Source organism: Peribacillus sp. NJ4 (assembly GCF_030348345.1).
In the GTDB taxonomy this organism is placed as follows: domain Bacteria; phylum Bacillota; class Bacilli; order Bacillales; family DSM-1321; genus Peribacillus.
The window spans coordinates 25,191-39,556 of record NZ_JAUCFQ010000002.1; the positions used below are offsets into that span (position 1 = coordinate 25,191).

The window sequence follows — 14,366 nt, forward strand, 5'->3', positions numbered from 1 at the left end:
ACTTATCCCTCCTCAGAAAGAAGATCATCAATTTTTACTTTTAACTTCTCAAAACTACTCAGTAATTTAGCCTTTTCACTTTTAGGTAACCCTGTAACAATTCTTTTATCAATAGCCTCAATACTACTAATTGCTTTTTCAGCGAGTTTGACTGGCATATTTTGTTCTTTATAGTTCTTCGCCTTTTCAGAATGATTAGTAGAGATTGTTTGAACTTTTGCCAGAGCCTGTACGGCTTCCTGATTATTTTGTAATGTGGCAAATAAATCTACATTATTCTTTATAACATCTTCTTTATCTAGTGCTTCTACTATCGAATCTGTTGCATCTTCCATCTCTTCAATAAATTTTTCTTCATTTTTTGTACCGACAACATTTTTGACTATTTGTCTAAACTCAGCCTTGAAATCTTCTTTGGATGAGCGCATTTGTATGATTTTAGCAAATAAACTATTTAATAATTGATCTAAATTATCTGAGTCTTTAATTTTTTTATATTGAGGAATCATATCTTGGAGCGGTCCATCCAAATCTAATTGTTTTGCTAAAGCATAGTTATCCGGATTCGTGTTCGCAAACTCCAAAAATTTAATAATTAGTTCAGCTTCCAATATCCGTTTGTTAACTTCGTTCGATGTCAGTCCAGCAAATTTAGTATATTCTGCGACACTCATAATATTATTTTTAACAATCGTTTTATAAGCATCAATAGCTCTGTCAATTGGATTATAATCAACTTTACCAAGTTTGCCGAATTGGATTTGCAATTCAAGTGACTTAATTTTCTTTTGATCATCATGATTTTGTACCGATAAATCATCTAAGATAACTGCTTCAAAATATTGCTGCTCTGTTATTGAAGGGTCTTGTTCAAGTAATCGCTTTGCTGTAAACCGACGATTCCCATCAATTACTCGTCCATCACTTAAAACATAACCAGGTTCATCTTGATCTTTCATGGCGATATCTCTCTTCAACTTTTCCATTTCTTTTCTAGTCATATCGTCAGCATCGTCAGCTAACATATTTTGGATAACCATATTGTATTCTTCATTATGACCTGGTATTAATTTACCACTAGTACTTTCGTAATCAGAAAGCGAAACTCCTATTCTTCCATTCTGCTCATTATAATACAGGTACTTTAGTGGAATCGCGTAAGTTCTACCATCATATTTTTCTCCACTTGCCTTTTTGATTGGAACATTAACATTATGGCCGCCCTCTTTAACAAAGCCTTCCTTAAACAAATCAAACAAATTGATATTCTCCATTTTTTCCATCTCCTATAAATCTATTATTTCTTTTACGTATTCATTATTAAACCAAAATCTCTGTTTTACAATTCTTTGCCCCGTCGACAACAGTACTTTATCATCACCATTTATCGCACCAGGTCTCAAGTGACCTAGTGTGTTGAATTGACCAGATGGTAAATTATTTTTATTGATAATTTTCCCGTTTTTTTGTTTCACAGGAGTGATTTCTAATTTATCTGCATTGATTAAATATCGAACTCGTTCCCACACTTCTTTAAGACCATGGTTTAAATCATATTCTGACATCTTCCAAACCTTAGCATCTAAAAAAGTCATTTCACTATCGTCAACACGCTTTCCAGTGGGATATTGCTGAAAAATAAATAGCAATAGTGTCTTTTCATTAAAATACCTATATAGAGAGCTACTTTCCCAAGACAATGCTTCTGACCATTCTTTGAAGTCCACTGGCATGAATGACATGGCTTCTGCGGGAGTTTCCATACCTGTTAAGCGAACTGTCTTTAAAACAGCATCAACTCTATTATCACATAAACCAAATTTATTATTTGTTATCCCCATCATCTTCCTAGCTAACTGTACAAATGAGGCTTTATTATCCTTCAGTGGCATAGACAAACTCTCTTTTAACTCCGAAACTTTCATTCCTTTATACTTAGATATTTTATTATCTATCTCAATTTGAGAAGAAACGACCAACTCTTTATTCTGATTCATATGTATATTCTCCTATATTTATAATAATTGAAATTACTTTATGTAGTATATATTAATTATATCACCTGTGTATATCCCAGTCATTAATGCTACAGTACAAATAAGGTATCTTTCTCTTGAATCAATTTCTTTTATTGTCATGTATAATTGGGGAAACTTCATTTACGGTTTTTCCAGGACTTCGTAGAAAGAAACAACCTCTAGGTATATCTTAGAGGTTGTTTTTATTAGTATCTCATTGCCACTAGTATTCTTATATTTTGAGACAAAAAAGAAATTATACACTAATTGATATCTTCTTAATGTAAATCTTCTGTTGATGGTGTATCTGCTTTATCTATAGTGATATCTATTGCATCCACCCCTTCTTTTATCATTGGTTCAGCAGCCTCAGTTTAAGTTTCACTTTTTCAATCTCCTTGCCATGTTTCTCCACTTCTTTATTAGCCTTTTGAATTTCTTTTTCAGGGTAACGGAAGGATTGATGATTCAGGATCCGTTTCAACATGGCAATATCCTTTGTGGCCTTATAAAACCAGTAGCCAAACGTTTTCCGTAAAGTATGGTTGCCGACATGCTCCACGCCAGCGAACTCTGCCGCCTTGTTTAGCTGCCTGTAGGCTTGTGTTTGGGGGTAATGGGGGGTGTTCTCCCTTCTTGTACGGGAATAAAAAGGGATTCTGGACGTTTTTGGAGTACGCATAGACCTCTTCGAAGCAATCCGCGATATACATGTCGTGGATTTTTTGCGTTTTGCCATCTTTAACCCGAAGGATCTTGTGTTGTTTGCCTTTAAGAAAGGAGCTAGATCTCTAATACCGAATACCTATTACGAAGTATCAAACGTGATAAATCCGATCGAATCCGTATAATGGCCGAATACTTTAAAAAGAAGGTAAGTCATGCGGTAATAATTATCGACCCGGTGATGCAGAGCTAATAAGGAAATCCGAGGATACATCTTATATGAACTGGAGCAAAAATTGAGAGGTGAGAAAATAGTCGGATATAAAAACAATTCTTTTTTACATTTTGAATCTCACCTCAACATTTATTTATTAATCAAACACATGTATATAAGCCCTATCTTTCTCTATCACAAAGTCAAAATTTTTGTCTATATAGTCAGCCTTATACTTTTGAAAATTGAATTCCAACTCTGTTAGAACGTATTCTGCAAATTCATCTTTAAAATTCCTTGGCGCATCTTTTTTTCGATTCATAAATCGTGACACAATTCTTAGCTCTTTTTTTAACTCATTAATCTGTTTTTTCATTCTTCTTACCTCCAGTATTGTTTTGTTTACAATACTGTCATATCCAGAACATATGTTTTTTAAAGCGGGAAATGTGACGACATTGTGAACAAAAAGGACCGAGCTAAGTGAACCCAAAAAGTTAGACACTTTATTTAATTAGGCAGCCTTGAGGGCATGAACCCGGTAATCTACCGGACTCATGCCTTTTAATTGTACCTTGATTCGTTGATGATTGTAGTAATGGATATATTCTTCTAGTTCTTGTTTGAAATGCTCCATGCTTTCAAATTCTTGAAGATAAAGTAATTCGGATTTTAATATGCCAAAGAAGTTTTCAATAACCGCATTATCGAGACAATTTCCTTTGCGGGACATGCTTTGTGTAATGTTATGTCTTTTCAAATGATGCGAGTATTGTTTCATCTGATAATGCCAGCCCTGATCTGAATGAAGAATGGGTGAATCATTCGATTCCAAGCGATCAAAGGCTTTATCCAGCATTTTGGAAACGAGCGGATAAAAAGGCCGAGATTCGATATTATAGGCGATAATTTCTCCATTAAACAAATCAAGAAAGGCCGATAAGTATAGTTTCTCTCCCCAGCTAGATGGAATTCCGTGACGTCTGTCACCCACTTTTCATTGGACTTTGCCGCCTTGAAATCACGTGCTAGAATGTTGGGCGCAATCTTGCCGATGTCCCCTTTGTACGAACGGTATTTCTTCATGCAAACCAATGACTTCAATCCTAGTTCATTCATCAATCGGAGAACTGTTTTATGATTGATGCGAGCACCTCGGTTACGTAATTCTAGGGTGGTACGCCGATACCGATAACGCCCTTTATATGGAAAATCTCTTTGTATACCCGCGCCATTCTTTACGCTCATCTTCGTAAAGGTATGTCGAAAAGTACGCGGGCTGCATTGTACGTCTTTTATGCCCGATGGCTTGCCAAGTATGTCGTTAAGTTGCTTCGTCGAGAAAGTTGCGATTACCTCTTTCCTATCGCGTACTAAGCTCAGAGCCTTTACGGGATTCTCCGGAATATAGTCGTTTTTATATAAATAATTAAAGAAAGCACGGGTCGCCCGAAGCCTCGTATTAATAGAAGTCGTTTTTAAACCCGCCTTATCGTTCATATAAAGGATAACGTTTTCTTGAATGATATCCTTCGTAATTTCGCCAGTGTATGTCGTCACGTCCTGCTCCCCAAGTATCCTTATAAGTGACGAAAGTTCATTCCGATAATCTCGAATTGTATGCTCGCGAAAATTTCGTATTTCGCCATCCTTTAAAAACATCGTCAAGGCATCCTCGAAGTCGAGATCAATAGTCCTGAGTCCCATTTAACTTCGATAGCTAGTTTCTTCAACTTTAAAATACCCCTCAGTAGAATTATTAATTTATTAACCCAATTAAATCTAGCAAATACCTATAAATAATTCTATAATTTTCCTAGGTTTATTAAATTTGTATACTTATCTAGATTATTATCTATCCTCGATTTAATAATTAAAAAGCTCCAAAAAATAATAGCTGGGCCTTGTTTAATGATATCGCCGGATATGTAATCTCTGTGAGAATGATACAAGCAAGCTACACTACATCAAACTGTGAATAAAAAGAATTTATTGTAGTGTGTTCAAGTCAACAATCCTATTCCTTTTGGATGTCTTTTGTGTATCTTAAGTAAACTAATTACTTCTTCATCTAAAGTACTAATAAGTAAAGATACCTATGAAATTCGCAAGTGATGTTGCTGTTTCCAATACTTATATCCTAAGGAGGATAAGATGATTTTTGTTAAAAGACTACCAGAACCTAAAGTAGGGGAAATGATATCCGCTGAGAAGCAAAGACTAAAGGAATATGTACAACATGTTCTAACAATTCTGCAATCAGACTCTAAAAATGGATATTTCACCAATCGTTTTCATCACAAGTCTATTGCGAAGCTAGATAAGATATGGGTACAGCATCTAAGAGAGCAGTTCAATAATAAATGTGCATACTGCGAGAGCGAAATTACACATAATGGATACGGTTTTATTGAGCATTTCCGGCCAGTAACAGGCATCAAAGAGGAAAATATTGAAAAAAGTAATGATATGTACAGTTTTCATTATGTTTGGTTAAGTTATGATTGGAGTAACTTACATTGGACATGCCAAGTGTGTAATTCTAATAAAGCTAATTACTTTCCTGTTAAATCCGGTAGAGCTAGATTTAATCAAAGCGTCCGATATGAGCAACCTTTACTCATTGATCCATGTTATGACCGCCCAGAAAATCATATATTTATTAGTAAAACCGGGCTTATAATTGCTAAGACTGAAAAAGGAGATTACACACTTGAACTGCTAAAGCTTAACCGAGAATCCTTGATTAATGAACGCAAACGGGTAATAGATACCCTTAGGAATCTTCTTGATGATTATAGATTATACGGGAACGCCAATCATGAGTATTACAATTTACTTAGATCAATTGAATTACTTAGATCAATTGAAAATTTATTTACTCACTCTAATCCATACCTAGCCGCAAAGAAATTTTATTTAGCACGCTGGATATACAAGGAACTTAATAGCGATGAACAATTAGAATTCTTGACTAATAAATATAACAAAATTATTTTAAGTAATATATTTGGTCGTTTTAATACAATAAAAGAGTTTATGGACAATATTAGGCCTTTTACACATTGCGAATCGGATTTACGCTCTTCAAATATCAACTATAAAAGACAATCAATTGAGTATATCGAAATATCCAACATAAGAGGAATACATTTTAAACATAAGTTTAATACCAAAGATAATAGTGGAGCATGGCTTATGTTATTAGGTGAAAATGGTACAGGGAAAACTACTGTATTACAAGCAATCGCATTGGCCTTGGCTGGTGACTGGAACGGAATTAAAATAGAACCTAAATCTTTTGTCCCCCCTAATGAAGAAGGATTTATCAGAGTAAAAATAACTGATTATGATTTTCCTATCGAGATCTTGTTTCGTCAAGGAAATGTGGAGTATCACTATAAAGGCCACCAAGTTCCCACAATTGCATATGGTGCAGTCCGTCTAATTTCAAAAGTAGGTAGAAAAAAAACTAAAACTAATAATATGAGAAATTTGTTTGTTTCAAATCGAAGTGATTATTTTTTAGAACACCCTAAAAAATTATTAAAAGATAAAAACTTAGGTAAAGCTGTAGCTACCGTTATACTTGATGTTCTGCCTTTTAGTGAGGATGAAACAGTAGATTTAGTACTTAAAAAGAGTAATGTTTATTTAATTAGAGGAGACAAAGAAGTTCCATTAGACCAACTAAGTAGCGGTTATCAGAACGTTATTGCGATTACGGCTGATATAATGCGTTCCATTTATGAAACAACCCAAGAGAATGGGCATCTTGCAGAAGGTGTAGTCTTAATTGATGAAATAGATGCTCACTTACACCCCACTTGGAAAATGCGAATCGTTGGTAGTCTACGTAAAGCATTTCCTTATGTACAGTTCCTTGTTACCAGTCATGACCCACTGTGTTTACGCGGAGTAAAAAGCAATGAGATAGCTGTAATGATAGAAAATAAAGGAAGTATTGAAATACTTAGTGACTTACCGGACCCTAGCGGTCTTCGTATTGATCAAATACTAACATCAGATCTATTTGGGATGAATAGTACTATTGATGTCAGATATGATGAATTAATATCTGAATATGAATCTCTTTTAGCCTCTTCTTCGAAAATTCACGAAGAAGATCTAACTGTATTAAAAAAACAGTTAGATACATTTAACTATCTTGGTGCTACTAATAGGGAGCGTCTACTTTATAAGGTAATTGATAAATACATTGCTGAAAGAAAAAATAAAAATCAATCTTACCACGAAATAGATGAAGTAACACAAGAAAAGTTAATTAAACTTTGGAATGATTATAGGGAGGAAGATGAATGATTCAGGTTAAAAGACCTAGCCCTCCAACAAAATTAAAACAAGAAGGAATTGACGAAAAAAACCTAGCTATAGAACACTTTGAGGTTCTTAACAACCCCAAAAAATTTGAGTTTAACGTTTATAGTAGAGGTTATATAAAGACTGCACTTTGGACGATGTTCAATAATAAATGCGCCTATTGTGAAAGTTTCTTACCACATATTGAGCATCCCCATATAGAACATTGGAGACCGAAAGGAAAGGTTACTGAGGATAGCGATCATAAAGGTTACTATTGGTTAGCAGCAGACTGGGATAATCTTCTTTTATCGTGTGGAGTATGTAATAGTTCCTATAAGCTAAATAAATTCCCCCTAAAAGTGGGTTCTAAACATGCCAGACTAAGTAATGATGATATTTATAAACTTGAAGTACCTTTATTGATTAATCCTTGTACAGATGATCCAGAACTACATCTAAATTTCACCTGCAATGGGAAAATTACAGGAGTGACGGATGAAGGCAATAAATCAATAGAAGTTTATGGTTTAGACAGAGAACACCTTGAAGATCGTAGAAGGTTTACTGCTAACAGTATAATTTGTAGTAGATTGAAAGATATTCTAGAGGATATAGATGAATTTCAATCACAGCCAGCTAAGCTAATGCGACGAATAGATAAAAAGATTGAAGAGCTTAATAGTTTTCTATCGCCTAAAGCAGAGTATTCTGCAATGGCCAATTGTATTGTTAGAGAATATAGAAGAAGCTACAATACAAATAGATTCTTCCTTGAAGTAACAAAAGAATTAGTAGAAGATTCTATAAAAAAAGCTTAATCGATTCTTGAATTTGGTCAAGTGTTAGGTAAAAATGAACTTAGGGACAAATACCTATATAACTATCCTAAGACTAAGAACTTTTTAAAAGAGTAGAAGTTAATATTTCCAGTCTATCCTGAGTAATATAGGTTATATAGTAATGGTACTAAAACTACTTATAACATTACATTAATTGTTAATTTTCTTATCTCTCCCTTTATCTTTGGGGACGCAAATTAAGGACAACTTGGGGACATAAATAAACAAACAGTCCCCGTTACATCTTACTAAACCCGATACAATAAAAATTTTAGCATGTAATTACTTATTGAGGAATCTCAAGCAAAAAGAAGACTCTCAAGCTTAAAAAGTTATAGTAGAAGGCATTCAGAAAACATTTCAAATGTGATTAAACAATTAAAAGATTGTAAAAAATTGAAATCCGACATTAACTTATGTTTATTTGCTTTTAATTATATTTTAAAAATATTCGAATCATACGGGAACAATTGAAATGGGAATTATCAAAGGACGAACTGCTTTGTGTTAGCACCTTCCTTTTTTGATCAACTCTACCGCCTACCCTTCAGAAAAAAAAAGTAATATCGTAATATAAACAGGTGAGGTTTACACATACTCAAGGTCCCAAAACGCCCCGCAGCCATGAAAATAAAAAAGGCATCAATGAAGGTACTATAGATTTGAAATAGAGTTTGATTAATGTTATAAGCCTTGATACAAGAGCAAATAGAAAAAACGTGTTTTGAAAAAAGATATCAAAACACGCCCCTAATATATTCATTGAAATCATTCTTTATAAAAGTTTTGAATAATTCAGTGATTCTTATAAATTAAAGCGCTTGATTATTGAAGAAGTAAAATGTTTATAAATTTTCACCTAAACTATTCTAAAGAGATGTCGTGTTATCACCTTATTAATATATCATAATGGTTCAATCACTTCATCCCCTCCCAGCTTTTCTAGTTAATCGAACGGTCAGCCGTATTCATCGTTCCAATGATGTAAAGATTCGGAGGAAGGATAAACGGTTCCCGCGAATAAGGAAGCTGCTCCTCAAGCAATATAATCAATTCCCCAAATACTTTTGACATATTGGCACGGTTGATCTCATCAATGACCAGCACGTATCGAGGTGCCGCCGTAAAGTCAAAAGCATCATATTCATTAAAGGCCTTTAATACTCCATGCTTCCGGGAAAAATAATTCTCATGGCTTTCCTTCTTTTTCACCCCTTCATAAAGGGCCTCGATCGCAATCCGTTTTAAGGTTCCGTCTATCGACCTAAAGCCTCCTTTTCCGTCGGAACGCAAGCCTTCAATAAAATCCTCATACGGAGAAACTCTGAAGGAATGTGGAAAATTGGAATTTGCCCTGGGTCTGAAGTACCCACTTCTCAATAACATTCGGAAATCTACATTAAAAAGTATTGGGAGCTATTTACATCTTATTGAGTCATTTTCATATTTCTATTTATAACAAATTTCTCGGCTAGGGTGTGTATTACATATTTACGAATATCAAAGGAATAAATTCTATTCTAATCCACTAAATCTTATTAAAGGCTTAGAAGAATACTATTCTTCATTTGATTCAAGTTCATCTACAACTTCTCCAAAAAATTCCTCGATTTCTTGAACAATAGGCGTATCATATCCAATTACCAGAATACCTTTAAGTGGAAGTTTTAACCTATCAGTTGCATATAAAGCATCAAAAAATTTACATACTTCATCAAAATTATTATTCGATTTATTTTTAGTTCTATATTCATTAAGAACCGCTATAGTTAAATAATCGACATTTTGCATCATACAAGCTTGAAATAGGTCTTTTAAAAACTGATTGTTTAAAACTCCTCGACCAGCTTCTACTTCAATAACAGATTTAATCTCTCCATTAAAAGCGTCTGCACGAAAAGACTTTTCTAATACATTGTTTCTACCAAATAAAACAGGTACTTCGATAAAATTACCATCAGTATTATGACTACCTTCTACTTTATAACCTATGCTTATTAGGCCATCTCTACATTCCGCCAATATATCATTACTTTTATATTTTCTATTTGTACTCGAAATTCTAATATTCATTTCAGAGAATACTTGAACCACTTGTGATAAAAAATCTGGCAACTTATTATTCTTAGGATAAAACTGGTAATTAATCATATTTATTCCCCCACTCCTTATTTATATTAAATTAATATTCTTTAATAAGTAGTTATTTATCTGGTTATTCTGTTGGGGTGTAATAATTTCATGTAAACAAAGTGGCGGTCTTCTATTTCTAATATTCGCTCTTTGTTTAACAATTTTTGTAGTAAAGAAACCATAAATAGCAGCAATTATAGCTTCATGATATCTAGTTATCGGTAGTCTTACCCCCATCTTCCCATTACTACGAGGGTAATTTATTTCTTCTTGCCCTATTAACCAATAGATAATCTCTACAAATTGGCTTCCATTATAATTTATGCCATCTATAGTTATGTTAAAGTTAGGAACCACTCTTGCATTCAAACCATTATGTAAAATATCCATTAACAAATTACTTAGTTCTATAGCTTTATTCAATCTCATATTAACTGGAAATAATAGGATATACCTCTCTATATCATCAATTATATCTCCATGCGACAAGCTGTTTCCATTTAAGCTAAGCTATAATCGCCAATAACTTTATAAGTAGGATATTCTAAAATGATATTATTTACATTACAGGGCGGTTGAAAGACTAAAGAATAATCATTAACAGGGCCATTAATAATGGCATAATTATTTTGCATTGTGCAGATTATTAAAGTTTAAGGCATAGTTATTCCTCCTGTATCTTAAAGTTACTAATATACCATTACCTAAATACTATTATAAATACACATTTTTACATATACAAGGAATATTTTCCTTATTAAACATTTAAACCGGATATACTCTGCTTTTCATTCAAAATCACTGCCCAATTTAAAAGTTATTTAAGATTATTTCACCAATAAAATAAACAAAAAAAGGCACTGTCACTAAAGTAGCTGTCTCAGATTAGTTAATATTTTTGAATATGTTTGAAATAAAGACTAATAGTAGTCAAACTATAGTTCGTCTGGGCCACAAGCTTCTTGTTCTATAAATCCGCAATATTATAGGTATCCCTATGAACTCTTTTGCCATCCTTTTTCCCTATTCGTCAGTCCACTAAATCTTGCCTATCCAACATAACTAATAAAATCGATATTCCATTAATCGGAGGAATTTAAAAGTAACGGCTAGGATGAGACTGCCTCGGATTGATCACATTATAAAGAATCCTGAAAATATAGAAAATACTCCCTAGTATCTTCTACTGGTTTAATGACAAGTCTGCGTAGTGGCTGCTACCTCAGCATGTATGCAAAGTTAAATGAAGAACGCGAGGATAGTATTAACAATATTGATGAAAGTGGGACTATTTATGAAAAATGATGTGATTTTAAATAATTTCAGCGTGATTGATCGATGTATAAACCGCGTTCAAGACGTTTATGCCAACGATGCTGGAATCCTAAAAGACTTTACCAAACATAATATCCAGAGGGCCTGTGAAGCTTCAATCGATTTAGCTATGCATATTGTAGCTGAACAAAGATTGGGGATTGCCTCAAACCAGCAGAGATGCGTTTGATATGCTTCACGCAGCTCTGATTATTGGCGATAATACAGTCAAGCGCCTAAAAGCCATGGTGGGCTTCAGGAATGTAGCTGTTCATGTTTATCAGACGGTGAATATAGACATTTTGAAGTAAATTGTTGAAAGTCACCTTGGAGATTTTACAGACTATACAAAACAGATGCTGAAATTTTGATAAAGGGGTTTTATGATGAAATACAAAATCCGAGTTTATCATCTCCAAACAAATGAAGAAGCAATGAAGCTAGACGAGGTTTTTGAATCTAAAGATGCTACTGAAGCTGCTATTGAAAACTGGAACTCAAGTACCCGGAAAATATCGTATGAGAAAGTCCCTGTGAAAAACAATTAGTTCAGACCACTTCCCTGCAATACTTTGGCTGCTACGTCGGCCGATGAATAAAATTATGTAAACAACTTTTCGTAAAAACTGAATTTTACGCATAAATCAACTTTAAAAAGGAGTCAACCAATGGCCAATACCAGACAACATCAAGTCCATGAGCAGAAATTGGAACAGCTGGTTAAGTCTATTCCTTTCTACATCGTTGAATATGTTGACAATAAATTGGATATTCGGTCTTCTTCCACCCTCTTGAATTACATTCTTGATTATAAATTATTCTTGGAGTGGCTGATAGCCGAAGGCATTGCGGAGCAGGAGCATATTAAGGATATCCCCCTTTCAGTGCTGGAAAAGTTGAAGTTGATCGAAGCCCAATCCTTTATTAAATTTTTGGAACGGAGAAATATCCCTATAAATAAAAAGGAAACAAAAAAAGCCGAAAAGGTATCAGTCAATCGGAAAATTTCAGCATTACGTTCCTTTTTCAAGTATTTAACGACTCAGACAGAAAATGATGACGGCGAACCTTACTTCTATCGGAATGTCATGTTGAAAATTGAAGTGAATAAAGTGAAGGAGACTTTGGGGGCGCGTGCTTCCAGAATTTCGACAAAGATTTTCCACAATAATGAGGATGCGCGGTTTCTTGAATTCGTGAAGCATGACTATGAAAAGGAGCTACCTGAAAAGTCCAGAAAACTCATTTATTTTATTTTTTATAAGGCAATGAACACCTTAAATAGTATCTATAAATACCAGTTAAGCTACCGACTGGCTTCTAAAACGCTCAATGTACTTGCCAATAGGGAGTTAAACCTTTTCAGATCTTGGTTCTTACACAGTCCTTTATCAAATCGCTGATTTGGAAGTTGCAGCCTTGTATACAGAGATTACTTTAGACTCAATAATCCAATATGATGTAGAAAGAGAGAGATTTAGAAAAAACCCTTCGAATGTTTTTATGGCATAACGGCAATATTAAAGAAACTGCCGACTCCTTATACATCCATCAAAGTACTTTGCTTTAAAGATTAGCAGAAATTAAAGACATTTTACGAATTGATATCGACAATCCTCAAGAACGTTTTAACTTAATGCTAGGCTAGCTTTTCAGCTTCAAGACCTCCTTTCATGAAATTAAAGTAGTTGCTCTTAAGGGTGTTGATGAACTGTATCAACATATACACCAATGGGTATTTTTCACCCAAATGCGAAACTAAATGACCAGTGGTGGAGAGTACGTGATTTCGGAGTATCAAACCCCGACAATACTCTAATAGTATTTTTCGAAAACCTAAAGATTTCCCTCCCATGTCTCAACGGGTCATAAAATATATCTTCTCATTCCTTCGTCATGTTTATCCAAGGGGTGGGAGGCCAGTCTTGAACCATGGCCGCAATAATTGGAGCCAATATAGTTGTAAAAATTAATACTTTTTGTAAGGTTTCATTTTCTAAATGATCCATCTCCAAGTGATTATGATGTTTTTTCTGTTTGCTTAATATTCTCTTGGTGAACTTGCTGAATTTTTTTAATTAATACTGCTTTATCGATTTTATCAAGCATTCCCCTTTGCATGGCTCCATTCCCTTGGCCATTAGCTGCTTTTTTTGTTGCAATAAAAAAAGCACCAATTGGGTGCTCTCATTAATTACATTATTCTTTAACAGCGACATAAAAAACGTTATTGACAAGCCTTTGAGCTCGGAAATTCCCATTGAGATCTAGGTTCTTTTCAAGAGTTATAATAATTACCTCTTTCCTGAGTGAAGGATCACGGTTTTCTTCTTCTTTGGTGTATTCAGACATTACAGCTTTGAACACTTGCCTTCCAGACACGAAAAAAAGTGGACATACACTGATAGAATCAGTTTTAACATACACTGATATGATAAATAAAATTATTAACAAGGATACAATTAAATTAATTATTGATTTGTAATCCAAGGAAATAAGCGGCAAAAGTAGTGTCATTAGAAAAAAAGAATAGTCATTCACACTTAACTTCTCATATTTTCTTATAAAGAAGTCTTTACCTATTTTCTTTTGTTTTAGCTTGTCATCATTACCTGAAAAAAGCCAGTTTATAACACCCTTATATAAAATAAAGGATAGAAAAAGAATAAGTATAATGTTAATAAGATCAAAATTTTCTTTGCCTATTTTTTCGATTAGGTTTTTAACTTTACTCGGAAAAAAATTATTACTTTCTATAAACCGATAAATCATTAATAAAAATAAGGGTAAATAGGCTGTACCCCATAATAATTTTTGTTCATTTTTCCCCCACATATTTATGTCTCCTTCCTTGCTAGA

Annotated in this window: 11 protein-coding genes and 5 pseudogenes; 6 read left to right on the forward strand and 10 right to left on the reverse strand. The window is 33.8% G+C overall.

Annotated features, from left to right (window positions below; translation table 11 throughout):
* Window positions 1-2: 2 nt before the first annotated feature.
* The 6 genes and pseudogenes from QUF94_RS25175 to QUF94_RS25200 all read right to left on the reverse strand — a co-directional run.
* A complete protein-coding gene (locus tag QUF94_RS25175; RefSeq protein WP_289318514.1) occupies window positions 3-1,274 on the reverse strand; it encodes a ParB N-terminal domain-containing protein in 1,272 nt (423 codons plus the stop codon).
* Window positions 1,275-1,286: 12 nt separating this feature from the next.
* Window positions 1,287-1,997 carry a PDDEXK family nuclease gene (locus tag QUF94_RS25180; RefSeq protein ID WP_202187042.1) on the reverse strand — a complete coding sequence of 237 codons (711 nt, stop codon included), beginning with the start codon at window positions 1,995-1,997 and terminating at the stop codon, window positions 1,287-1,289.
* A 373-nt stretch (window positions 1,998-2,370) separates the two neighbouring features.
* Window positions 2,371-2,700, reverse strand: a complete 330-nt coding sequence (locus QUF94_RS25185; protein WP_289318515.1) for a tyrosine-type recombinase/integrase — start codon at window positions 2,698-2,700, stop codon at window positions 2,371-2,373.
* Window positions 2,701-3,055: 355 nt separating this feature from the next.
* Window positions 3,056-3,274, reverse strand: coding sequence for a hypothetical protein (locus QUF94_RS25190; RefSeq protein WP_289318516.1), 219 nt, complete (start codon window positions 3,272-3,274; stop codon window positions 3,056-3,058).
* A 138-nt stretch (window positions 3,275-3,412) separates the two neighbouring features.
* Window positions 3,413-4,104, reverse strand: a pseudogene (locus QUF94_RS25195) (IS3 family transposase); the annotation flags it as partial.
* A 192-nt stretch (window positions 4,105-4,296) separates the two neighbouring features.
* Window positions 4,297-4,605: pseudogene (locus tag QUF94_RS25200) on the reverse strand (site-specific integrase); the annotation flags it as partial.
* Between the two features lie 447 nt (window positions 4,606-5,052).
* On the opposite strand from QUF94_RS25200, the gene QUF94_RS25205 reads away from it, so the two are divergent.
* Together QUF94_RS25205 and QUF94_RS25210 are read left to right on the forward strand one after the other, a co-directional pair.
* Window positions 5,053-7,221 carry an AAA family ATPase gene (locus QUF94_RS25205; RefSeq protein ID WP_289318517.1) on the forward strand — a complete coding sequence of 723 codons (2,169 nt, stop codon included), beginning with the start codon at window positions 5,053-5,055 and terminating at the stop codon, window positions 7,219-7,221.
* Complete coding sequence (locus QUF94_RS25210; protein WP_289318518.1) at window positions 7,218-8,039, forward strand: HNH endonuclease family protein; 822 nt, start codon at window positions 7,218-7,220, stop codon at window positions 8,037-8,039. The genes QUF94_RS25205 and QUF94_RS25210 overlap by 4 nt, the downstream gene beginning before the upstream one ends.
* Before the next feature lie 969 nt (window positions 8,040-9,008).
* On the opposite strand, the pseudogene QUF94_RS29150 reads toward QUF94_RS25210, so the two are convergent.
* The 3 genes and pseudogenes from QUF94_RS29150 to QUF94_RS25225 form a co-directional block, all read right to left on the reverse strand.
* Window positions 9,009-9,170 (reverse strand): annotated as a pseudogene (locus QUF94_RS29150) (AAA family ATPase); the annotation flags it as partial.
* A gap of 447 nt (window positions 9,171-9,617) precedes the next feature.
* The gene (locus QUF94_RS25220) at window positions 9,618-10,211 is read right to left on the reverse strand and encodes a hypothetical protein (RefSeq protein WP_289318519.1); all 594 of its coding nucleotides are present in this window, start codon (window positions 10,209-10,211) and stop codon (window positions 9,618-9,620) included.
* Between the two features lie 21 nt (window positions 10,212-10,232).
* The gene (locus QUF94_RS25225) at window positions 10,233-10,622 is read right to left on the reverse strand and encodes a hypothetical protein (protein ID WP_289318520.1); all 390 of its coding nucleotides are present in this window, start codon (window positions 10,620-10,622) and stop codon (window positions 10,233-10,235) included.
* A gap of 865 nt (window positions 10,623-11,487) precedes the next feature.
* Here QUF94_RS25225 and hepT point away from each other — a divergent pair.
* The 4 genes and pseudogenes from hepT to QUF94_RS28930 all read left to right on the forward strand — a co-directional run.
* Window positions 11,488-11,818, forward strand: a pseudogene (gene hepT / locus QUF94_RS25230) (type VII toxin-antitoxin system HepT family RNase toxin).
* Between the two features lie 75 nt (window positions 11,819-11,893).
* Complete coding sequence (locus QUF94_RS25235; RefSeq protein WP_289318521.1) at window positions 11,894-12,055, forward strand: hypothetical protein; 162 nt, start codon at window positions 11,894-11,896, stop codon at window positions 12,053-12,055.
* A 120-nt stretch (window positions 12,056-12,175) separates the two neighbouring features.
* On the forward strand, window positions 12,176-12,910 hold the full coding sequence (locus QUF94_RS25240; protein WP_289318522.1) for a site-specific integrase: 735 nt from the start codon (window positions 12,176-12,178) through the stop codon (window positions 12,908-12,910).
* Between the two features lie 89 nt (window positions 12,911-12,999).
* A pseudogene (locus tag QUF94_RS28930) lies at window positions 13,000-13,077 on the forward strand (helix-turn-helix domain-containing protein); the annotation flags it as partial.
* 629 nt (window positions 13,078-13,706) lie between these two features.
* Here QUF94_RS28930 and QUF94_RS25250 read toward each other — a convergent pair.
* Window positions 13,707-14,342, reverse strand: coding sequence for a hypothetical protein (locus QUF94_RS25250; protein WP_289318523.1), 636 nt, complete (start codon window positions 14,340-14,342; stop codon window positions 13,707-13,709).
* Window positions 14,343-14,366 lie beyond the last annotated feature (24 nt).